This is a genomic window from Corynebacterium sp. HMSC14H10 (assembly GCF_001807105.1).
Taxonomy (GTDB): Bacteria; Actinomycetota; Actinomycetes; order Mycobacteriales; family Mycobacteriaceae; genus Corynebacterium; species Corynebacterium jeikeium_D.
Genome location: NZ_KV787451.1, coordinates 20,835 through 43,509, shown reverse-complemented (window position 1 = coordinate 43,509; position 22,675 = coordinate 20,835). Strand labels below are relative to the sequence as shown.

Annotated in this window: 18 protein-coding genes and 1 tRNA gene; 9 read left to right on the top strand and 10 right to left on the bottom strand. The window is 58.2% G+C overall.

Translation table 11 applies throughout. From position 1 onward, the window contains the following. Nucleotides 1–62 precede the first annotated feature (62 nt). The 5 genes from HMPREF3135_RS10135 to HMPREF3135_RS10115 all read right to left on the bottom strand — a co-directional run bounded on the left by HMPREF3135_RS10135 (nt 63) and on the right by HMPREF3135_RS10115 (nt 9,007). Nucleotides 63–3,557: an ATP-dependent helicase gene (locus HMPREF3135_RS10135; RefSeq protein ID WP_038627960.1), complete on the bottom strand. Its 3,495-nt coding sequence runs from the start codon at nt 3,555–3,557 to the stop codon at nt 63–65. Nucleotides 3,558–3,559: 2 nt separating this feature from the next. After that, nucleotides 3,560–6,910: an ATP-dependent helicase gene (locus tag HMPREF3135_RS10130; protein ID WP_246818341.1), complete on the bottom strand. Its 3,351-nt coding sequence runs from the start codon at nt 6,908–6,910 to the stop codon at nt 3,560–3,562. Nucleotides 6,911–7,013: 103 nt separating this feature from the next. Next, nucleotides 7,014–7,865, bottom strand: a complete 852-nt coding sequence (locus HMPREF3135_RS10125) for a TIGR02569 family protein (protein ID WP_038627955.1) — start codon at nt 7,863–7,865, stop codon at nt 7,014–7,016. A gap of 9 nt (nt 7,866–7,874) precedes the next feature. Continuing rightward, entirely contained in the window at nt 7,875–8,783 is a 909-nt protein-coding gene (locus HMPREF3135_RS10120) for a DUF3152 domain-containing protein (RefSeq protein WP_038627952.1), read from the bottom strand. Further along, on the bottom strand, nt 8,783–9,007 hold the full coding sequence (locus HMPREF3135_RS10115) for a DUF3107 domain-containing protein (protein WP_246818340.1): 225 nt from the start codon (nt 9,005–9,007) through the stop codon (nt 8,783–8,785). Before HMPREF3135_RS10115 ends, HMPREF3135_RS10120 begins: the two co-directional genes overlap by 1 nt. A gap of 94 nt (nt 9,008–9,101) precedes the next feature. Between HMPREF3135_RS10115 and HMPREF3135_RS10110 the strand changes: the two genes are divergently transcribed. Next, nucleotides 9,102–10,466, top strand: coding sequence for a DEAD/DEAH box helicase (locus tag HMPREF3135_RS10110; RefSeq protein ID WP_070439547.1), 1,365 nt, complete (start codon nt 9,102–9,104; stop codon nt 10,464–10,466). A gap of 69 nt (nt 10,467–10,535) precedes the next feature. Then, complete coding sequence (locus HMPREF3135_RS10105; protein WP_070439544.1) at nt 10,536–11,867, top strand: Rv3212 family protein; 1,332 nt, start codon at nt 10,536–10,538, stop codon at nt 11,865–11,867. On the opposite strand, the gene HMPREF3135_RS10100 is transcribed toward HMPREF3135_RS10105, so the two are convergent. Continuing rightward, nucleotides 11,864–12,322 (bottom strand): hypothetical protein, encoded by a 459-nt coding sequence (locus tag HMPREF3135_RS10100; protein WP_224783785.1) that lies wholly within the window; start codon nt 12,320–12,322, stop codon nt 11,864–11,866. The two genes, HMPREF3135_RS10105 and HMPREF3135_RS10100, sit on opposite strands and share 4 nt — an antisense overlap. Nucleotides 12,323–12,422: 100 nt before the next feature. Between HMPREF3135_RS10100 and HMPREF3135_RS10095 the strand changes: the two genes are divergently transcribed. The 3 genes from HMPREF3135_RS10095 to HMPREF3135_RS10085 all read left to right on the top strand — a co-directional run bounded on the left by HMPREF3135_RS10095 (nt 12,423) and on the right by HMPREF3135_RS10085 (nt 14,872). After that, nucleotides 12,423–13,529 carry a diacylglycerol/lipid kinase family protein gene (locus HMPREF3135_RS10095; protein WP_224783784.1) on the top strand — a complete coding sequence of 369 codons (1,107 nt, stop codon included), beginning with the start codon at nt 12,423–12,425 and terminating at the stop codon, nt 13,527–13,529. A 485-nt stretch (nt 13,530–14,014) separates the two neighbouring features. Beyond that, nucleotides 14,015–14,284, top strand: coding sequence for a WhiB family transcriptional regulator (locus tag HMPREF3135_RS10090; RefSeq protein ID WP_016422223.1), 270 nt, complete (start codon nt 14,015–14,017; stop codon nt 14,282–14,284). A gap of 515 nt (nt 14,285–14,799) precedes the next feature. Further along, nucleotides 14,800–14,872: transfer RNA gene (locus tag HMPREF3135_RS10085), tRNA-Ala, on the top strand. A gap of 150 nt (nt 14,873–15,022) precedes the next feature. Here the strand turns inward: HMPREF3135_RS10085 and rsrA are convergent. Together rsrA and HMPREF3135_RS10075 are read right to left on the bottom strand one after the other, a co-directional pair. Further along, entirely contained in the window at nt 15,023–15,307 is a 285-nt protein-coding gene (gene rsrA, locus HMPREF3135_RS11670; protein ID WP_038629430.1) for a mycothiol system anti-sigma-R factor, read from the bottom strand. A 20-nt stretch (nt 15,308–15,327) separates the two neighbouring features. Next, entirely contained in the window at nt 15,328–15,957 is a 630-nt protein-coding gene (locus tag HMPREF3135_RS10075) for a sigma-70 family RNA polymerase sigma factor (protein WP_016422221.1), read from the bottom strand. 98 nt (nt 15,958–16,055) lie between these two features. On the opposite strand from HMPREF3135_RS10075, the gene ybaK reads away from it, so the two are divergent. Next, nucleotides 16,056–16,568: a Cys-tRNA(Pro) deacylase gene (ybaK, locus tag HMPREF3135_RS10070; RefSeq protein WP_070439541.1), complete on the top strand. Its 513-nt coding sequence runs from the start codon at nt 16,056–16,058 to the stop codon at nt 16,566–16,568. Nucleotides 16,569–16,607: 39 nt separating this feature from the next. On the opposite strand, the gene HMPREF3135_RS10065 is transcribed toward ybaK, so the two are convergent. Continuing rightward, nucleotides 16,608–17,303: an SOS response-associated peptidase gene (locus HMPREF3135_RS10065; protein ID WP_070439538.1), complete on the bottom strand. Its 696-nt coding sequence runs from the start codon at nt 17,301–17,303 to the stop codon at nt 16,608–16,610. Nucleotides 17,304–17,374: 71 nt separating this feature from the next. Here HMPREF3135_RS10065 and aroA point away from each other — a divergent pair, with 71 nt between their 5' ends. Genes aroA through HMPREF3135_RS10050 form a run of 3 tightly spaced genes read left to right on the top strand, consistent with a single transcriptional unit; the run spans nt 17,375 to nt 21,274 of the window. After that, a complete protein-coding gene (gene aroA, locus HMPREF3135_RS10060) occupies nt 17,375–18,853 on the top strand; it encodes a 3-phosphoshikimate 1-carboxyvinyltransferase (RefSeq protein ID WP_070439535.1) in 1,479 nt (492 codons plus the stop codon). A 2-nt stretch (nt 18,854–18,855) separates the two neighbouring features. Continuing rightward, complete coding sequence (rsgA, locus tag HMPREF3135_RS10055; RefSeq protein ID WP_049172822.1) at nt 18,856–19,902, top strand: ribosome small subunit-dependent GTPase A; 1,047 nt, start codon at nt 18,856–18,858, stop codon at nt 19,900–19,902. Next, complete coding sequence (locus HMPREF3135_RS10050) at nt 19,889–21,274, top strand: chloride channel protein (protein WP_070439532.1); 1,386 nt, start codon at nt 19,889–19,891, stop codon at nt 21,272–21,274. The genes rsgA and HMPREF3135_RS10050 overlap by 14 nt, the downstream gene beginning before the upstream one ends. On the opposite strand, the gene HMPREF3135_RS10045 is transcribed toward HMPREF3135_RS10050, so the two are convergent. Then, nucleotides 21,271–22,611, bottom strand: a complete 1,341-nt coding sequence (locus HMPREF3135_RS10045; RefSeq protein WP_070439529.1) for a fatty acid desaturase family protein — start codon at nt 22,609–22,611, stop codon at nt 21,271–21,273. The genes HMPREF3135_RS10050 and HMPREF3135_RS10045 overlap by 4 nt on opposite strands. Between the last annotated feature and the right edge of the window lie 64 nt (nt 22,612–22,675).

Below are 22,675 nucleotides of genomic sequence, written 5' to 3'. Positions count from 1 at the left end.
CAAACTGCTGCTTTCACCTGGATAACTGGCCACGGCCACGCGGCAGTTACATACGTAGATGATTATCCAATCAGCTCGCGCATTTTCCTGTCCAACTCTATCCTGCTTGGCAGTAGCGCTTCATCTGGTATTAGCGTTCGTCCTGCCGAAACATAGAAGAACCCGGCTTCAATGTCTTCGGGGGCCGTTTCCACTCCCATCTCACGCAGCCTATCCGACCACGCCAAGCGGTAAATCGCCAGCTGTAGCGCCGCTACTTCCCTTTCCTTTCCGCGCGGCATCTGGCCTGTCTTCCAGTCAATGACGCTCCACTTCCCGTTGTCCTTAAACACCGCGTCGATTCGGCCGACGACCCGCCGTTGCCCAATGGCAATTTCAAACGGCACTTCCACATGCACTGGCGTGCGGTCAGCCCACTCGGATGCCTCGAAATTCGCCTTCAACTTCTCAAGTTCGCGTTCGGACGCGACTTGTTCTGTGCCGAGGAAGTCATCCAGTTGATTCCCGAAGAGATCCTCATCGTCCAGCAGGCTGTGTGCACCGAAGCGATTCTCCAACCAAGCGTGGAATGCCGTACCTCGGCGCGCGAATCGGTTTGGCTTAAACGGCACCGGGCGTGCTTTCCGACGAGCAAACGCGACCGGATCCGCAATCATGGCTTGGTATTCGCTAGTGGACATGCTTGTCGGCATTGGTAGATGAATCTCCGCGGCCTTAGCTCGACGGATTTCATCCACGAGAATGGTCGTTTCCGTTTCCCATACCTCAGACAGGTCACCTGCAATGGGGCGCTCATCCTGGTCTTCGCCCATGTAGCGCATGACGCTTTCGGCTGCTCGCTGCACACTATCTCGGCGGTTGCCCAGGGTATCGACGGGCCAGACCACCCCATCAACCGCAGTGTCGCAGTCCAGATCGACTTCGGTGTCCTCTACCTCAGGGTCCTCCCCATCTGTCCACGACACCACATAGTCGCTGAATTGCGTGGCGATGGCTGCGAAGTCCGCCGACACGTCGGTGGGTTTCTTCAAGCTCGGATTAGGCCGCCTGCTTGCAGTGACAATGAGCTTTTTCGCGGAGCGAGTCATGGCAACGTAGAAGAGGCGCTGTTTTTCTTCCCTCTCCACTTCTCGCAGCTCTTCCTTGTAGGCTTTGATTACCTTGTTGAGGTCGGTTTGGTTATCTGCGCCTGATATGTCCAGTTCGGGGGCATTGCTATCGACAGAATCAGCGACGGGAGCCCAATCGCCTGCTGCAAGCTGTGTTGCATCCCCTGTTGTTTCTGCACTAGCCGTTAGCGGATCCACTTGGGTAATTGCACCAGGAGGAAGCTGAACTGAATTGGTGAGCCACGATGACAAATCAACTCTGTCGAACTTGCTGGTGGTGATGCCCGGGACAGCAACCGTTTCCCACTCCAACCCCTTTGACTTGTGCATAGTCATGATTTGGACGCAGTTTTCCGGCATGTTCATAGGTGCCCGTTCCAAACCATCATCGTGTTCGACAGCGAACTCCAAATAGTTCAAAAACCCTGTCACATCGTCCGAGATATTTTGCGAATACGTCGCAGCGATATCGACAAACCTATCCAGATGCGCAGTCGTCGGCCTGGTTATCGCGGTAGCGGAACCGTACTGTCCAGCCGCTGCTTCTACGCGAATTCCAAACTCAGTAGCGATGTCCTCGACCAGTTCCGGTAGAGGCTTATTCAGCGAGAACCGACGTAGTTTTCGTAGGCTTGCACCCAACTGTGCGATGCGCGCCATTGCTTCATCTGTGTAGTTCAGTGACTCGCTGCAGACCAACCGCCCATTTTTTCCCACACTGCCGCGCGCTAGCGGGGTGCCGTCGTAAAAACGAATATCCGGGTCGGCGATGGCGTGCCCCAGCCCCACCGCGGACGATGCTGCTTCGGCATCTTCCACGAGCTTGTCATACTGGCGAGCGAGCTGGGAAAGCGGTGAGGAGTCTGAAGTCTCTTCGAGGTTGCCCTTCTTTCGGGCCAACTCGTCCTTGCCTGCCATTGCCAGCTGGTCTACACGAGTGCGAAGTGCCTCCACGTCTGCGGCACCCAAATTGACCTGTGGGCTGAGCAGCAGACGCAGAGCATCCTGGTCTGAACTGGGGTCGACCAATATCTTCATCACCGAGGTGATATCCATGACCTCGGGCAAATGCAGCAATCCAGCGAGTCCCACGATGATTGCAGGCACACCCCGCTCAGACAGTGCATCTAAATAGACAGCCGATTCAGCATTTGTCCGAACCAGGATGGCGGCATCGAGCTTGTTGCCAGCTGCTTCACATTCGCGTAATTGCGCCTCCATGCAATCTGCGATGTATGCAACTTCTTCCTCACCGGTTGCGGTGAAAGCAAGCTGCACTTCGCCCTGACCTGCTTTTGGACCGGCATCCAGTGCCTCTACTGTACGAGCCTGCCCCGCGAAAGCACGGTCGGAGACTGCGTTAGCAAGCTGCAGCACTGACTGCGGATTTCGCCAAGAAATGGTCAGTTGCTTTTTCTCCGCTGGCTTCCCATCCGACCGCGGAAAATCATTGACAAACTGCACAAGGTTTTCGGCAGTTGCTCCTCGCCAGCCATAAATTGCCTGCATCGGATCGCCGACAGCGGTGACACAACCACCGGAGAACAGCGCACGCAGGAACAGCCGCTGTGTGTGCGACGTGTCCTGGTACTCGTCGAGCATGATGATCTTAAAGCGACGCCGCTCCTCCTCTCCGACTTCCGCGAAGTCGGTGGCTAGTCGGGCCGCACGAGCCATCTGCATACCGAAAGTGGCGACATTTTCTTCATTGCACCGAGCTCGAACCTGTTCTACCAGCGGCAAAATCTCTAATCTCTCTCGCTGCTTATCGACGATGCCCTGTAGATCGCCAATTAGCCCCTCGCGTTTACCCTTCTGCGGGGTCTGCTCAATATTGCTGATGAATGCTTCGGTTTCCTCGCGAATCGCCTGCGGTGAAGAAAGGTTTGAGTCGATGTTCGCCCCCAGCTCAATAATGCGACTGGCCAGAGTCGATGGCGCAATATCGACATCAATTTCCTTCACATTACGAGCGGTTTCCCAGGCCAACTGCCACTGCGTCGCGCCATCCATAATGGTGACCCCCGGCTCCGTCGGCAGCAAAAGACCATAATTGCTAACGACTTCAGAGGCATAGGCATCGTAAGTAAGCGTGGTTGGGGCAATGACCTCGAGGCTTGCTAGTACCTTTGGTGAAGCCTGTGCACGAAATGCGGCAGAGGAAGCAAGCGCATTGAGCTGTTGTCGGATACGGACGCCGAGCTCGCGCGCTGCCTTCCTGGTGAAGGTCAAACCTAGAACTTCTTCTGGGCGGATAAAGCCATTGGCGACCAACCACACGACACGGGAAGCCATTGTCGCTGTTTTACCAGCACCGGCACCGGCGACAACAAGCATTGGTTCCATCGGTGCACCGATTACCGCCGCTTGTTGCGGGGTGGGCGGAAAGTCCTGGCCCATCATCTCCGACAGGATGACGGGATCAATGATGGTTCGTTCCTCCGACATGGCTACCGATTCCCTTCTGCTGCCGGGCACGCCTTCGAAAGCGTGCAGAACTTGCAATGATCACCAGCGAGCGCCAAGGCACGCGGGCCAGACGTCGCACGTGCTACCTGCTCCACACGACGCTCCCAGTCAGCCAACTTGTCTTCCGTGAGCTTTGACTGTTCTCGACTAGTGATAATGGTCTTATTGTGTGACTTTCGCGGAAATACCAGGTATGCCCCTGATTGTTCAATGCCTTCGCCGTTGTCCACAGCAAGCCCATCTCCGCTTTCAACGAGCTTCCCCTTCGACAACGCCAGCTGATATGTAGCTAGCTGTGCATGTTCTTCTACGTCTTTACCGGAGGGCGCTGTCTTACCGGTTTTAATATCGACGATTTGAACTGCACCATCAGCGTCTTCAATCAATCGGTCGATTCGTCCGACAATCACGATGTCATCGTTGATGGTGACTTTTACCGGAACCTCGGTCCCGATATCTTTCTTAGTCTCAATCCACCGCTGCCAATCCTCCAGCGCTGTCAACCAGGTGTCTTCCTCAGTACGCTTACGCCACTCCGGATCATCGGACAGGTCACCAAAAACACGCCGGATTTCGGACTGCGCCTCAGGTACAGTCACTCCCTTGGCTACGGCTTCTACCGCCTGATGAAGTAGAGAGCCTAAATACATGGCCGATGTCGGTGCTGATTTATCCAGCATGGCCTTCAGCGGGCAACTCAGGGCTGCTTCCACCTTGGAAGGGTTGATTCTCATCGGCTTCTTGTCATTTACCGGCTTCGAGGTCGACGGTGCACGGAGCCCCCACCAGGTGTCTGGATGTGCGCCAGCAACCTCAACCTGCGCCAATCGCGCGAGTTGACGTGCAGCTTGTCGACGCCGCGTCTCAGTCTCCGCATCGTCTACAACGGCTGCACGCAGTTCTGCCAGCAGTGACTCCACAGAGAGCACCCGTGGCAGGCCTTCACCGGCCCATTTGGATTCTTCTGCCTCTGCAACATCCGGACTGCCGGTGTTTGCTTCATTAGCCGTAGCCCCGACTCCGTTCGCAGCCGAAGAGGCTTCCGACTGCTTCGCCAGCTCCGTCCCCGAATTACCGAGCTTTTCAACGAGCTCGATAACAAACGGACTGGGAACTCCAACATCATCAGGAGAATCGACTGCGGTCAGCAGTACCCTGTCGCTAGCCCGTGATACCGCGACGTGCAGCAAACGACGTTCCTCCGCTAGCGCATCCGCCATGGAATTGATGTACTCCCGCGGTGCAATCCCGTGGTCGACGAGACCGATGAACTCGTTCTGCTTCATCACCGAGCCAGTTACACCGAGGCTGGGCCACTGGCCTTCCTGTACTCCGACAACTGCTACTGCCTTCCACTGCCTGCCCAGAGCCGCATGCGCTGAGAGAATGCGCACGGCGTCGCGCTCTACCCCGCTACGGTCACGTGCGCCGATGGGCAGCTCCTGTTCTTCCACAGAAGCGATAAAACCGTCAACCGTCAGCTTTGGATTCAGCTCCACACGGTCACCAGCAAAGTCGAACAGTGCCATCACAGCATCCAGGTCGCGGTCAGCCGATGCTCCAGCTGTACCGCCGCGCAACGATGCCGCCACCAGATGGTCTGCCAAACCAGTGGACTGCCAAATTGCCCACAAAGTTGCTTCCACACCATCACGCAACGCTTCACGCGCTGCGCTCAATAGATCCAGCGGCACCTGCAGCGCCTGACGTTCACGCTGCGACAGAGACTCAATAAGTTCCAGCTGCTCTGTTGTGAGTCCATCTGCTTTCAAGATTCCGATGAGCTGAGTCATCGCGGCCCCGCCGAACAGGTCGGCCTTTCGGATTCCGCGCAGCAGACGCTCTTTGACAATCGGATCCATGTTGACCAATGGGCCGGAGAGGAACTCGTCCCACTCCACGTCATCGAGCTGGTTCATAGTTGCCCGCAACGCCACCATCAGCGCTCGCACCAATCGCTGATGACTTAGCACGATGTCCGTTGGGTCAATCTGCACAGGCACACCCGCACGCGACAATGCACGGAACAGAGAGGACTCCCCTGCACCGGACCGGACAATGACCGCCATATCCTTCCATGCCACCCCCTCGTCAATATGAAGGCGCCGGAAGTAGTCCGCGACTGTGGCTCGCTGTGCACGTTCAGAGGGATGAATAGCTATTTTTACTGCACTTTTCGCTGCGTACGAGTTTTCCGCTGCGACGGTCTCACTGTTGTTTCCAACGTCGGATTCACTAGCTTCTTGTGTTCCAACTGAACCAACAATGCCGCGGTATGCAGGAGCCTTAGGCAAGCGCTGAGAAACTGCGTTGACTAAATCCGCGATATCAGCGTTACAGCGGTAAGACTGCTGCAAGTGGATTGCCTTGTACTCGACCTCACCAATCCCCCGGAGATAGTCATTATTAGCACCGCGGAAATGGAATACCGATTGATCTTCATCACCAGTAATGACGGCTACGGCCGCCTGCGACACAAACCGATCCACAAGACGCGCAGCCTCCGGCGATAGGTGTTCAGCATCATCGACCAGCACCCCCGACTTCCCCCCCCGAGCCAGTGCTTGCGCGTCTGTATCCAGCTCCATCAATGCCGCAGAGACAATCTCTGCAGCGTTCAAGCTGGGCTCCCACGCCAACCGCATAGTCTGCTGATACTCCGCCATAAACTTGCCAGCCGCACACCACGACTCAATGCCATAGTCCACGCCGAGCTGCTGAAGCCTCGGGGCATCAATCCCCCGCTCAGCTGCACGCAGCAGAAAGTCACGAACCGCACGGGAAAAACCGACTAATGGAAGAGCCGGGCGCAACCGCTCTGGCCAATACGCACCACCATCTTCCGCATGACCAGCCAAAAGCTGCCGCACGACAGCATCTTGGCGTGCACCAGTGGTCAACGATGGTTCAGGCTCTCCCCGACTGACAGCGGCATCACGTACTACTGCATAGGCAAGCGAATGCACGGCACGCACCATGCCACCTTGACCTGCCCCGAACGAACCGCCTTCCCCCAGTTCAGAGGAAAAACGCCTGTCAATATTCCGCCTCAATTCCGCGGCGGCCTCTTTTGACTGTGACACCACCAAAATGCTGTCCGCCGGAATGCCCGAGTGTATGTAGTCCACCGCGAGATCTGCCAGCAGCGAACTCTTGCCAGTCCCTGGGCCGCCTAAAACGCGCACAACAGGCTGGTTTACAAGCTTGTTCGCTACCACGAGCGCCCGATTATGGGAAGGGAAAAGCGCCTCTACCGCAGTACCCAACCACTGCCGACGACGAGGCGGTTCCTCCTGGACGAACCGAACCTTCGGCATTCCATCTACGTTCATGTGCACCATTGTGGCACAACCTCCGGACAGACACTCGAACACCCATTCGAAATAGAGGTAAAAATACCCCCGCCCCAAAAACTCCCGTGAATACTGCCAGGCGTTACTTAGACACAAACGCGCGGACTAGCGAAGCCGCACGGAACAGGCCACGATACGCACCCGGCTGCGATTCTGGACTAACAGCGTGGACAAAAAGTCGATAGCACATCGCACGAACGAGCAACTGACCGAAATCCGGCAAATGATCGAAGCGTCGCAGTAGCTCTTCATCAGCACCCATCATGGACAGACAATCCACTGCCGCTAAGGCAGCTGTCCAACCACGGACACGCCATGCTGGCACGATATCGGTGAGAACGGGGGCGGCCGTGCCGTCGTAAAGCAGCGTGCCGACGAGGTCTGCGTGACAGACCTGCAGAAGCTCCGTTGGCACAACCATCTCTGCCCGCAACTGGAGAAGATCACCGGAGATCGTGAGAGCCTCGGCACAATCGGCGCGGGGGACGCTATCCGCGTCGAGAAGCTGCTCGAGGATGCCGATTGGGTCAGATTCCCAAGCTGCGCGATTACACATGACAAAGTAATCGGGCTCCTTATCAAGGAGGAACTGTGGCCGTTCAATACTGGCAAGCGACTCTTCCACGCGACCAGCGGCAACAATGGTTTCATCGGCACGTGGCGCGAATCCCCCCGGAATGAAATGACGGGCTTGCCACCCAGCAATGACCAAGCGGCCGTCACTGGTACGCACAGATTTCGCTACTCGGACGCCATCGACATCTAGCGCGCTGCGAACCTTTGCAGACCACAGCGCCTGCGCCGAATTATGTACCGGCGAAAGGACAATGGAATCGTCGTAGACCCAGCCATTGTCCCAAGCTCGCCCGGCACGATGCGGCTCACCCTCGGCACCAAAGGCCTCCAAAACACGGTCGGGAGGAGTGGCAATCATAATCTGCTACTACCTTGCTTTCTGAGTCGGTGCGGCCGTATCGTCGTCCGCCCCAAATGGATACGGCCAGCCGTTGACAGAACACGTCTTGCCATCGGTCTGATAGACCTCGCTGCTGTCGATTTCATGCAGTTCATCGTTCGACACGCTCAGGGTCTGCTGCATCATGATTGGCGCGATACCGCCATCCCTCGGGCAGGGCTCGTGAACCGCGTACCCAAGTCCGTGCCCAACCTCGTGATTAATAAGGTATTGGCGATACAATCCCAGGTCCCCCTCAAAAGGCAGGGCACCTCGAACCCACCGGGCGATACTGACGACCACGCGCCCAGGCTCACCTTCCCGCTGCCCAGACAGGTAACAGGAGGTCTCCATTCCCAAGGTGTTTCCGCACAGCTGATGTGCGGTTCCAGTCGCGGAAAGCTGCACGACAATCGTCGGATCCTGATCGCGAGGCACTGCCTCGAAAGAAAAATCTGGATTAGCTGTCCAGCCACGTGGATCGGCCAGAATCGAGTTCACCGTCTCCGCAAAGGCGCGCTCGCCACCAATTGAAGGAACATCAATGTTGTCTTCAATTTCCACGGAATACCTGATCGCATTGCGGCGCCCCTCCCCGACACGGGGATGCGCCACGGTGACATCTTTAAAATTTCCCGAGGGTTCCGTGGCAAAGGCCGGACCAGGTGGCAACTGTCCTCCCTCGTAACCATCACCGTACCCCTCACCGGGCACCGGACCAGGGCGACTGTTACCACTCTGCGAGGTGACAGTGCCATTGCCGGAACCTGGAGAATCATCTTCAGCAGTGAAGATGTCGAAGAGAATGATGACTGTGAGCACCACAAGTACGGGGATGGCATAGGCTCGCCACCCCCAACTCCTTGCAATGCGTACGAGAAAGGGTTCTTGCGTCATTAGGCGAAGAAGCCAACCTTACGGTCTGCGTTATTACCGGTACGGACGTAGGCGACCTTGGCAGCATTAATCAGGTACTCCTGACCAGCGCCGTCACTGAGCTCAATCACACCTTCGCCAGCAGCCAGCTTCTGGGAGATCGCAGCCTTGACCTCCTCACCACCAGCGACGTTTTCAATGCTCAGCTCACGCGTATTGTCTGCAAATCCAATAGTGATGTCCATAGGTGACATCATAACCATTCCCAAAGCGGCTAGGATTAGAGAGACCGATTAAGCCGTCGTGTCACGTGAGGTTACAAACAGCAAAGGAGTCGCCGTGGCAGAGTCCCAGTCCCCGACATTCGTCGAATTGGGGGTCGCCGCGGAAATCTGCGACGCACTCGCCGACGAAGGAATCAACCGCACATTTGCCATCCAGGAACTGACGCTGCCCTTGGCGCTCGACGGCACGGACATCATCGGCCAAGCCCGTACTGGCATGGGAAAAACCCTTGGGTTTGGTGTCCCCCTCATTGACCGCGTCTTTGATGACGCCCGCATTCCAGAACCGGATGGCACTGCCCGCGCAATCATCATCGTCCCCACCCGTGAGCTATGTGTGCAGGTCGGCGAGGATTTGGCCCGCGCTGCGCACTCAACCAATCTGCGTGTATGCACCATTTACGGTGGCCACCCCTATGAGGAACAGATTGAACAGCTAGACCGCGGCGTGGACATCATCGTCGGCACTCCGGGCCGTCTCATCGATCTTTACCAGCGCAATAATCTAGAGCTGTCAGGCGTAAAGATTTTGGTTCTCGACGAGGCCGACGAAATGCTCGACTTGGGTTTCCTGCCGGACATCGAGAAGATTCTGGCTGCGGTGCCGGATGAACGTCAGACCATGCTCTTCTCGGCAACAATGCCGGGCCCAATTCTGACTCTCGCACGTACCTTTATGAATCGCCCGGTGCACATCCGCGCTGAATCAGGCGAGGAAGAGGCCACAGTCCATGAGACCACTAAGCAGATTGTTTTCCAATCGCACCAAATGGATAAGGTTTCAGTCATTGCCCGCATCCTGCAAGCCAACGGTCGTGGTCGCACCATCATTTTTGCTCGTACAAAGCGTGGTGCCGCTTCCGTTGCTGAGCAGCTCGGCGAGCGGGGCTTCCTGGTCACCGCCGTCCACGGCGATATGGGCCAGCCTGCACGTGAGCGCTCACTGACGGCGTTCCGCAATGGCGACGTCGACGTCCTGGTCGCAACCGATGTCGCGGCTCGCGGTATCGACATCGACGATGTCACCCACGTCATCAACCACCAGGTGCCCGATGACGAAATGACCTATGTCCACCGCATCGGCCGTACCGGACGCGCGGGACACAGAGGTGTCGCCGTTACGCTCGTCGGCTGGGATGAGACCGCAAAGTGGAAGGCTATTTCAGATGCTCTCGACCTGGACATGGCCGAGATTCCGACGTGGTTTTCCACCTCCCCCGAGCTCGCCGAAGCTCTAGACATCCCCGAGGGAATCGATGAGAAGGTCGGGCCAGCCCGTCCGGTATTGGGTTCCCGACCGCCTCGCGGGCGTGGCGGAAGAGGTCCGCGAAACAACCGCTCACAGCCTCACCATCGCAATCGCGGCCAAGGACGAAACTCACGGCGGGACGGCCACTCCAATTCTCATCGCCGCCGCTAAACTGCTGCGCGTGCCAACTCCCCCGCCTCACTTCTCTCCACGACCACTCGTCGACAGGACATTCCAACCGTGCTGCAGTCACCACAAGCCAACGCTGAGCCCACCACTGCAGAGACCCGACTGCGTCGAAATCGAATCGCATCAGTCATTCTCATCATCGCCGTAGTGCTAGTCATCGGTTGGACATGGGTCGCTTCCCCGGCCCGCAAGGTCGATCGCACTGAAACGACGGCTTCTGCCGGCTCGGCAATGCAAGCCCCGGCTGCGAACGATCCGGAGGCAATGCCACATACTCTCCGGCCGGTGTGGTCCACCGAATCGTCGGCAAGCACAAGCACGCACACCATCTCCCCGGCGCCACTGGTGATGGACAACTCCCTCATCGTTGCTGAGGACCGGGGCGTGCGTGCTATCTCGCTTAACGACGGCACGGAGCGATGGCACTATCGACGAGATATTCCGCTGTGTGCGCTCTCGGGCAGTGATGGCCAAGTTTTCGCGACTTTTCGTGGGGCAGCTGGCTGCGGTGAGACCGTTGCACTCAAGCCCGACTCGGGGCAGTATGTCGCGACCCGTAAATCGATTGCGGCTGACAGCCCTGCCGCCGTGCGCTCGAACTCATACGCGGGTGTCTACGACTCTGGATTCCTGGAGCTGTGGCGCTCTGACCTGGTCCGAGTAGTCGAGTACGGCAAGATTCCAGCGTCTCCAGAACCGAAGATGCAGCCGCATCCGGAGTGTTCGATTATCAGTGCGCTCACGCGCGTGGAGCTGCTGGCCCTCGTAAACAACTGCGATGGTCACGGACGCCTGGTCATGCAGGCAGCAAATCCGGAGGAATCTCGGAAGCCGGAGGTCAAGAGCGATATTGACCTTGGTCCGGCAACTGCAGATATGTCGCTGGTATCGATTGGCCAGGACACGGCGGCGGTACTGTCAGACAATCGCATCCGAGTTTTTCGTATGGACGGCACGATGCTGACTGAATTGGCGCTGGATGAGACTACCCTGCGCCCAGCACCGGCGGAAGCTAACTCCGACGGCGATGCCCCGCGTGCGCCTTTTACGACGGATCTTCCCCATCACATGACGTGGTGGTCGCCGCGTGGTTTACTGGGCTTCCGCCCGAGCACCCTGGCGCCGGATTTCGAGTTTCCTGAGGCCACAGGAACCCCAGCTCCATGGGGTGAGCATGTTTTCATGCCAGTCACTGACGGAGTCGCGGTATTGAATGCCAAGACTCTGGAGATTATCGGCACACTCCCGTTGCCTGCAGCTGCGAAGTCCACTCAAGCAAATAATGCGGACAAGCCGGAAGTGCCCGTGCGCCTTGCGGTTGTCGGTGACACGCTACTAGTTCAGCGCGGTGAGTCAGTCGACGCGTTCGCCATCGAAGCTTAGAAAGAGCGGGCAGCCCAATCAATCGCCTTCGGACTAAACATACAGGCCAGCGCAGCAATTGAAGCTGCCGCCGTCGGTAGAGCGAGCAGAAAAGCGCTCGAGCGGAACATGTAATAGGCCACGCCCAGCAAGCAGAGGTTGAGCATAATAATCGGCCCGCGCCCCCATCGGGCGCCACGCAGCAACATAATCGCACCAGCGAGAACAGCGCCGAAAATGAGAAGGAACCACAGCGCGGTACCCCAACCGGAAATGACCGCGGCCTCGTCGCGGTACCCCATCAAATCACGAATGAGAAGGAAGATCCCGTAGCCCAGACCGAGGGCACATTCGGCGACACCAATCCACGCACCGACCATAACAACCTGAGGTGCGGCAATCGGCCCGTCGGCTGCCGCAAGCTGGTCGGTAGTACGCGATTTGGGCGCATTGCTGCTGTTTTTCTGGTTACTCACGCCCTACATGTTAGCCCGGTGCGAACCGATGAATACACCCTGGAGGCATACCGGCTAATGCGCCCATCACAAGTCTGCTCATGCACTATTCTTGGTGCCTGTGCGTGCGTTGCTAATCTCCAATCCGAATTCGACCAGTAACACTGCTCGACGTATGCCCGGCGTTGTGCGGGCGCTTCGCTCGGTCGAGGGGATTCGCTTGACATCCATGTTTACCGCCTACCCTGGCCATGCTGCGGAAATGGTGGCGGGTAAAACGGTTCGCGATTACGACGTCATTATTTCTCTCGGCGGCGACGGAACCATTAACGAGATTGTCAATGGGCTCATGAACTCCAACCCATTCTCCGCACTGTCTGCCACTGACCTGCCTGCCATCGCGACAATTCCCACCGGCAGCGCCAACGTTTTGGCAGGTGCGTTGGGTATTCCCCGCGACCCCGTAGATGCCGCGTGGTACATCGCAAGTCTGCTGCGCTCCCGAACCCGCAGCACTATCAGCGTTGGACATGCAGCGGAGCGATGCTTCGTGGTCAATGCCGGTATCGGCATCGATGCGGAAGTCATTTCCACCATGGAACAGCTCCGACAAAACGGTACCCGCGCCAAAGCCGTGCGCTATTTGCCGGCAATTTTCACCGCATGGAATCAGTTGCGCAAAAGCCCGCCACAAATCACCGCAACTATCGACGGCACGGAGTTTGGCCGTGATCTCGCAATGGCCGTGGTGTCCAACTCCAATCCCTGGACATTCCTCGGCGACCTCCCCATCGTCACCAACCCCACTGTGTCCCTACGCAGAGGCCTGGGCTTTTATGGCTTCACTTCCCTGAGGGGAGTGACGGGACTTGTCGCCGCAGCCAATTTGGCCGGTTTCTTCACCCGACTGCGTTCCCCCTTCCACGTCGAAGCCCGCGAACGACGCGTCGACAACGCCCAGCACATCGAGCTCACCGCTACTGCCCCACTTCGTCTCCAGTTGGACGGCGAGTACATCAATCAGTGTGAGTCCCTCAACATCCGTGTTAAGCAAGGCGCTATCAATTTTGTGGCGCGTGCCGACGATTACACCGAGGACCAGTTCACCAAGAAAGTCGCTACCCGCCCCGTGGACGAGCGCTTGCTCGTTGTGGTGACCAAAAAGGTCATGGATCGCACACGCCGACTGTTCAGTACTAGCCAAAAGACCGAGGCAAACCCGGCTTAAACTGCAACTGTTTACTGACAAGCCAACAAAAATGCGCCATACACCCTCACTACTGCAATTACCAAAACTAATTTTACCCCCACAAAGGGCTAGTTTTGACCTGGCGTTTTAACCAAAACTTCACTTTTCTGTGAGGTTTGGCACTTTTATTCATTTTGCTCTTTACGAACCGTCCCAGTCGTGAAAACATGTAAATCGTCAGCGAGACAGGCACGCAGTTCACTGGTTGTGTAACCATGCAAGTCTCGCCTTTTTAGGCGCAAACTCTTTGGTGAGTCCCCACTACCTTTCACGCCGTATAGGCGATGGAACAGGTGGCCCCTCCCAAGATGCCTAATACCCCTGGGCAACCGGGAATGAACCCCAACCTTCGTTGAGATACGGCGATTTGTCGTGTCTGACGAAATCCATTTCCGGAGCTGCCTTCCCGCAAGGAAATTTAACCCTGCCCTCACCCGGGGCTCGTAATGTTTTAGGAGTTTGTCATGGATTGGCGTCACAAGGCCGTTTGTCGTGAAGAGGATCCGGAGCTGTTCTTCCCGGTCGGTAACTCCGGCCCGGCCCTCGCCCAGATTGCTAAGGCCAAGGTCGTTTGCAACCGTTGCCCCGTTACTGCTCAGTGCCTGGCCTGGGCACTTGAGACCGGCCAGGATGCAGGTGTCTGGGGCGGCATGAGCGAGGATGAGCGTCGCGCACTGAAGCGCCGTCGCAACCGCGGCCGCACCCGTCGCACTCGCACCAGCACCACGGTCTAATTAAAGGACTTACCCTCGTACCGTGTAATCTATACCGGTTGATACCTGTTTAACCCGATAGAAAGAGAGCCCAGCTATGAGCAAGCGTGGCCGTAAGCGCAAGGACCGCCGTAAGAACAAGGCTAACCACGGCAAGCGTCCGAACAGCTAAGTTGCCCTTAGTTGCAGCAGTCTTAGCCATCACCGGCTAAGACATCTCACTCCACTCCAGCACAACTCGGTATTGCACCGAGGGACGGGGTGGAGTTTTTTAAGCCTCCAGCGGATACCTCAACGGGTAGCAGGTCTGAAAGTGACTAGGTTCATGACACATGAATTGAATTCACCCGCGGTTTTTTGTCATAAACCTAGTCACTTTCAACACCTTTTCGATGCCTCGTCGATACCGCATCCTCGCTTTCCGGATTAACCATCCGCCAGAACCTTACCAGCGAGTTTGGAGCCCAAACCCCACCGGAGTAACGTCTGAAAACAGAGCTTTTACAGCAGCTCCAGCTAGGTTGCTCGAAAGCAATGGGGCTATAGCTCAGTTGGTAGAGCGTCGCGTTCGCAATGCGAAGGTCAGGGGTTCGATTCCCCTTAGCTCCACAAATAGCTCCACAAAAATATCCCAGGCCACATCACCGTGACCTGGGATTTTCCCATTACGCATTACGCATTACCGTATTACGCAACATCGCATTAAGCATCAAAGGAATACGCGCCAAAAGATGACGCACCTAACCTAGCCGCCAGCAGCTACCTGCGATACTCCACCCGCGTATAGGACACACGAATCCGAGTGGTAATGCGCTGACGGAGGTCCTCAGGGGCAGGTTGCTGGCAGCACCGGCGCAGCAGCCGTCGTATAGCTTGCTCGGAACCGAACTCTTCCAAGCACTGAGGGCATTTGTGAATGTGTTCCTCGAGAAAGCGGCGTTCCTCCGAATCACACTCTCCATCCAAAAATGCGTGTAGGCGCGAGTGGACATCCTGACAGAAAGCATCTTCACAGGCGTGCCCGCGCTCTGGCGTCTGCTCCATATCTTGGCTCGACTCTCGGCTCATCGCGGAGAATCTCCCTTCTCTTCTTTCAAGAATCCACGTTCCACGGCTACGTTGTGCAACGCGTCTCGGAGCTGTTTTCTTCCACGGTGGAGCCGACTCATCACAGTTCCGATGGGCGTGCCCATGATTTCGGCGATCTCCTTGTAGGGCAATCCCTCGACATCGGCGTAGTAGACCACCATCCGGTAGTCCTCTTTGAGACTCATCAAAGCGTCACGAATTTCCTCGTCAGGAAGCTTTTCCAGCGCTTCAACCTCAGCAGAGCGCAGCCCTATCGAAGTGTGCGACGCGGTTTCCGCGATCTGTGAATCCGTGATGTCATCGGTGGCGTACTCGGCAGGACGACGCTGCGCCTTGCGGTAGTTGTTGATGTACGCATTCGTCAGAATGCGGTAGAGCCACGCTTTCAGATTCGTGCCCGGTTTGTAGGAGCGGAAGCCCTGAAAAGCCTTGATATAGGTCTCCTGCACCAGGTCTTCGGCATCGGCGGGGTTGCGCGTCATCCGCAGCGCCGCTCCATAGAGCTGATCCAAAAGCGGCATGGCGTCACGCTCAAAGCGCTGCGCAAGCTCCTCATCCGACTCATCAGTCCGGATGGCCGATGTTCCTGTCTGATCACCTGACATGCTACCTATCCTAAAACATCCGCACCCACGAGTCGGCCAGACCCCCGTCACCAGGCATTTCGTAGCGTGGCGGCACTGGTGTGCAACGATGGGAAATTATGTCGAAGAAGTCCGCCAAGAAATCCGCTGCCGCCACCCCGGCAATCGCCGTCTGTCAGAACGCCGGAATCGACTTCCACGTTCACCAATTCCCCCACGGCAGCGACAACTTCGGCGAAGAGGCCGCCTCTTGGCTACTAGAGCATCTCGGAGTCGAGCCCGAACGCATCTTCAAAACTCTCATTATCGAGCTATCCGGCAAACGCACTGGGCTGGCCATCGCCGTCGTCCCCGCCACCGGAATGCTCAACCTCAAGGCCGCCGCCGCGGCTGTCGGGGCTTCCAAGGCCATGATGGCCGACCCCCATGACGCGTCACTTGCCACCGGCTACGTTCCCGGCGGCATCTCCCCGCTTGGCGGTCGCCGCAAGCTCCCGACTGTCATTGATGAGACAGCTACTCTCGCCGACACGGTGTTCGTCTCCGGTGGTCGCCGCGGGTGGGACATCGAACTGTCACCCGCTGATCTGGTTTCGCTTTGCGACGCCACGGTCGCCGACATCGCCCGCTAACCCTGCGGCTACTCCTGCAATCTCCCCGCTGATACGGCCTTAAAACAGCTCCTCGTTGTGGCCGGGTGCTGCTCCATCGGGCCCATTCAGCAGGTGCGGCCCTTCATTCGCAACATTGCCGACGGCGCGGTTGACCGGCCGGATAGTCAGCTTGTCCACCACTTCTGCGCTGGTCATGCCAACATCTCCGTCTGCTGCCCAGGCCGAGAGATCCAACCAGTCACTGACTTCGTCGTCGGCAAGCACGCGCGGCATACGATGATGAAGATCCGCGAGCTGTCCCACGGCGTCGGTGGTGAGAATTGTGGCGGAGACGATATCGCCCCAGCGCGCCCACAGCCCCGCGATGGTGAAAAGCGGTGCGTCATCGCCGAAGCTGACGAAGTAGGGCTGGCGATTCTTCCACTCATACCAACCGTTCATGGGGATTGCGCAGGGCAGGCCGTCCCGGAAAGTCGGTTTGGACTGCCAGGTTTCCGCACGAGCATTGAAGAAAGGTGTTGTTGGCACTTCGCGGGCCCACTGCGGAATTAAACCCCAGCGCACGGTGGCAGCAATGGTTCCTGTGCGGCCGGGGTGCTCGCGGGCAAGAGCAACTATTGGCATGGTCGGGCCGATGTTGTAGCGGGAGGTGGGCAACGGGCCGTCGGCACGCACGGGCACCAAACCGGGAATCTCAGCCGTGGTGCTGAGCAGTTCTTCGGCGACTGTGAAATTGACGAAACGACCACACATACCAACTGATTGTGCCGTTGACTCCCCCCTCTAGTCGAGGTATGGAGTGAAAGTGTTCCATAATTGGTTGTGTGTGTTCCCAAAATCAGAATTGGTCCGCCCCTACTGTAAGTGTCGACGGTGCCGATGCCGGTCGACAGCCTTTTAACGCCACGGTGCAGATTGCCGGCTCGAAGTCGATTACGAACCGTGCCCTTGTCATCGCGGCGATATCTTCGACACCATCGGTTATCCATGGTGCTCTGCGCTCTCGCGATACCGATCTTATGATTCGCGCACTGCAGGCCCTGGGAACTGACATCAGTGCCGACTCGACATATTCGGGTGCCCCGAACCACACGCTCCGCGTCACTCCACGCATGCTTCGCGGTGGTGTCGTGGAATGTGGTCTCGCAGGTACGGTTATGCGCTTCGTGCCACCTATCGCAGCTCTTGCGCAGGGGTCGGTGTTCTTCGAAGGCGACGTAGAGGCCAAGGCTCGCCCGATGTCGGCCGTGCTGGATGCCCTGCGCAGCCTCGGTGTGAACATCGCGGGCAATGGGCTTCCCTTCACGGTCAATCCGCAGGGCCCGAATCAGGGCAACCGCCTCGGTGACTCGGTTCAAGAGCAAGATCTGCCGGACATCGGCGGCGAAGTGGAAATTGACGCTTCGGCTTCGAGCCAGTTCGTCTCTGGTCTGTTGCTGTCAGCACCGCGCTACGGCCGTGGCCTGGTACTTCGCCCGACCGGTGAGATTCCTTCCCGCCCGCACATTGACATGACCCTGGACATGCTTCGCGAGGCCGGTGTGCAGGTCGAGGAGACCACGGCCGACACACCTGAGGGACCACGCACAACGTTCACCATTCACCCGACCGAAATGATGGGTCGTATTTGGCAGGTCGAGCCTGATCTGTCCAACGCCGCCGCCTTCCTGGCCGCTGCGGCTGTCACTGGTGGCAGCGTCACCGTGCCCGACTGGCCAGAGCACACCACGCAGCCGGGCGACCGCATCCGCGAGATCCTCACCGCTATGGGCGCTACCGTGACGTTCAACCGTCACGAAGGTGGCCACACCAGCCTCACCGTCGTGGGCCCAAAGCCGTCGGAGCTGCGCGGAATCACGATGGACATGTCCGAGGTTGGCGAGCTGACCCCCACCGTCGCGGCCATCGCCGCCTTGGCCACTACCCGCACCGAGCTGACGGGTATCGCACACCTGCGCGGTCACGAAACCAACCGTCTCGCCGCGCTCACCACGGAAATCAACCGTCTCGGCGGTCGCGCGACCGAGCTTGACGACGGCATTGCGATCGACCCCGTTCCGCTCCACGGTGGTCTCTGGCACAGCTACGCCGACCATCGAATGGCCACCGCTGGTGCCATTGTTGGCCTGCGCACGGAGGGCGTGGAAGTCGAAAATATCGGTACCACTGCTAAGACCATGCCTGGATTCGATCTGCGCTGGCTGGAGATGCTCGGACTGGCCTCCCCCAGCCCTAGTTCGTTGGAAAAGTCAGTCGAAGCTCGAATTGATGGTGTGGACAACGGAACCGAGGCAGGGAAATAACAGTGGCGGCACGCAGGCGTGGACGGCAATGGGACGAGTCCGATGTACGCATCCGCCCCGGTAAAGGGTCGCGACCACGGACGAAGGATCGCCCCCGCCACGCCGATGCCCACTGGGGCATGGTGGTGACCAAGGATCGTGGTCGTTGGGGTGTAGTCCTCGATAACAACCCTGATGTTGCAGTGACATGCATGCGTGCCCGCGAGCTCGGCCGCACCAATATCGTTGTCGGTGACCGTGTCGGTGTCGTAGGCGATGTCAGCGGCCGTGCGGGCACACTGGCCCGCATCGTCAAGCTGGCAGAGCGCAGCACGGTTTTGCGTCGCACCGCCGATGACAATGACCCGTATGAGCGCATCGTCGTGGCCAATGCCAGCCTGCTGCTCATTGTGTGCGCAGTCGCCGATCCTGAACCTCGCACCGGTTTTGTCGAACGCGCGCTGGTCGCGGCCTACGCCGGCGGTGTCCGCCCCGTGCTCTGTCTGACTAAATCCGATCTGGCCGACCCAGAGGAATTTGCCGGGGAGTTCTCGGCACTCGGAGTGGATGTCGTTGTCTGCGGTATTAATGATGACTTGGCTCCTCTGTCAGAACTCATCGATGCCCCAGGACGAGTGACAGCTTTGGTTGGGCATTCCGGCGTGGGGAAATCGACCCTCGTCAACCGGATTGTTCCCGAAGCCAACCGTGAGACCGGCGAAGTTAGTGGTGTGGGTAAGGGCCGCCATACCTCCACGCAGTCGGTGGCGCTAATGTTGCCGTCGGAAAGCGATGACGATGCGGCGTCGTGGATTATTGATACCCCGGGCATTCGTTCCTTTGGTCTGGCTCATGTGACACCGGAGACGCTGCTGGCGGCGTTTCCAGATATCCAGGCAGCGACAGATGAATGCCCACGTGGTTGCACCCATTTGGGGCCGCCCGCGGATCCAGAGTGCGCCCTCGACAAGCTGGAGGGAGTTCAGCACCGTCGAGCGATGGCCGTGCGTCGCCTGTTGAGCGCCATCAGCGACAACGAGGATTGGGAGCTGGACATTGAAAGAGACTAGCCACACCGATTCTGTGGAGACGCCCGCTGAAGCCTCGGCTGGAGCTGAGGCGGACAACGCGGGCTCCGGTCTCTACCCCGCTCCCGGCAGTTGGATTCGGCTGTGTATCTACACGCTTATCGTGGGTCTTGCGACGGGGCTCGGAGCTGCCGGGCTCGCGCTGATCATGCACGGCATCGAGTACGCAGTTTACGGACAACATGAGGGCGACGTAGCCGTCGTGACCGATGGCACCACTGGCCTCCAGCGCTTTGTCGGAATTGTGTTGGCGGGACTGATTGCAGGACCGGTGTGGGCAGCGCTGCGCACAAAGGCCACGCCCATTGAGAGCGTTGAGGCAGGCATGAACGGTCGACTCATGCCGGTGTGGTCAACTCTTGTCAATGTGTTTTTGCAGATGGCGACCGTCGCTGCAGGTGCATCCATGGGACGCGAGAATGCCCCGCGTGAGCTCGGTGCGATGGTGGCTTCACAGATGTCGCATCGACTGCGCATCGATCCGCTACACCGCCGTATTCTGGTCGCAGCAGCAGCCGGTGCCGGCCTGGGGGCGATTTATCACATCCCGTTGGCTGGAGCGGTTTTCTCGTTGGAGATTCTGCTGGGCTCACTGAGCATTACCGCGGTGATGGTGGTGCTGGCGTGTTCAGCCATCGCCACGGTGACGTCGGGCATCGTGGTCGGCAGTAGCCCGCTCTACAGCCCAATTAATCTCTCAGACGGCTGGGGCAACCTCGGGGCAGCACTGCTCATCGGTGTTATCTGCGGTGCCATTGGCTACGCATTTCGCATTCTCAGCTCTCGAATGTCGGACACAGCACCGACTGGCTGGCACTCTGCCTGGGCCATCCCCCTCGCATTCACACTGGTTGGTGTGATTTCACTGTGGGTTCCAGAAGTATTGGGCAATGGCCGTATCGCTGCGACCACAGTTCTCATGGACCGCCCGCTGCTGGGTTTTGCAGTCATCCTGCTGATTGCGAAAGCTATCGCGGTTCTCGTTACTTTCCGTTCTGGTGCCGTCGGTGGTCTCTTGACTCCCGGCTTTGCCCTTGGCGCGCTCAGCGGTTTCATCGTCGGCTGCTTCGTACAGCCATTGATGCCCTCAGTTCCGCTGAGCGACTTTGCGATTCTCGGCGCGGCGGCCTTCCTGTCGGCATCCATGGCAGCTCCGCTTTTCGCATTAATCGTGACCGTGGAGTTCACCGGCCAGAATTCCTCGGCTTACTTAGCGCTCTTCCTCGCTGGTGCAACTGCGACGCTGACCGTGACCATGATTCGCGCCTGGCTACGGCTCCCCCACAAGCAATCAATGCCATGGAACCGCGAACCGGCAGTCGCGGCTGCGGTCCGCAAGCGAGCCGAGGGCTAACCGCGCGCAACAGTGTGCGTCGAGCGACCTGTGTAGGCCCGGACAATTTCCCGGACGCCTGGGCGAAGACGGCGGAGCATTCGCAGGCCCGTCGCTAAGCCCTTGCGTTGCGGGGAACTGGACTGGAGCTCCGCTTCAACCTGCGGATACTTCTTGAACGCCGCCTCCGAACGTACCTCTGGGGCGTTGTCCGGGTCAGCGACTAAGAAGCGATCCGGCAGCGACAACTTCAGCAGCGTGCGCTGGACCTGGAAGAACTGTTTCGGGAACGACCCCGTGTTGTATGGCAGGTCGTATTCCCGGCAGATCTGCTGAACCTGCTTCGAAATCTGCGCAAGCCTGTTGGATGGCATGTCCGGGAAGAGGTGGTGCTCAATCTGGTAATTCAGATTTCCCGAGAGCACCGACAGCGCCAGCCCACCGTGGAAGTTCGCCGAGCCCAGCATTTGGCGCAAATACCACTCGCTCTTGTCCTCGGTGTTGTACTGCTCCTTGGTGAAAGTCTCGGCATCATCCGGGAAGTGTCCGCAGAAGATGACCGCGTAGGCCCAAAGATTACGGGCGAGGTTGGCCATCATGTTCGCAAAGGCCACCTCACGGTAACGCGGACCCGCCATCGCCGGGAAGAGAACGTAGTCCTTGAGCACCTGGCGCCCCGACTTGTTGAGCACCTCCATGAGCTGCGGCCGAGCCTCATCCCAGGATTTCTTGCCTGCGAACACGCGCCCGAGCTCGACGTCGTAGAAGGCCACTGCCCATTGGAAAAGGCTGGCCAACACCACGTTTGTCACCGGCTGCAGCAGCGTCGAAGGCTTCCAACGGCGGTCACGAGTCACCCGGAGAATGCCGTATCCCACATCGTTGTCCATACCGAGCACATTGGTGTACTTGTGGTGGACAAAGTTGTGGGAGTGCTTCCACCCGCTGGATGGGCAGGAATTGTCCCACTCCCAGGTGGCCGAGTGAATCTCGGGGTCATTCATCCAGTCCCACTGACCGTGCATAGTGTTGTGGCCGATTTCGAGGTTTTCCAAAATCTTTGCCAGCCCCAGCGCTGAGGCACCCGCCCATTTGAAACCCCAGTGCGCGGTGTTCTTCCACGACTTCGGCAGCATCCCTAGTTTGTTTAGGGCCATGCCTGCGGTCGGCACCATCAGCAGACCTCGACCAGTCACCTCAAGGGTGCGCTGAATGCGGATGAGCGTGCGGATGTAGCGAGCATCCTTCTGCCCCAGCGAATCGCGGTGTTGCTTTTCGATTTCCGCAAACCGACGCCCAATCTCTGCGACGTCTTCTTCGCTCAAGTGCGCATACGATGCGATATCGGAAATTGCCATGGGAAGGGTCCCAACTCCTTTAGGTAGTTTCTCCTGGTTAATGTAGGTTGAGATAGATGTGGGG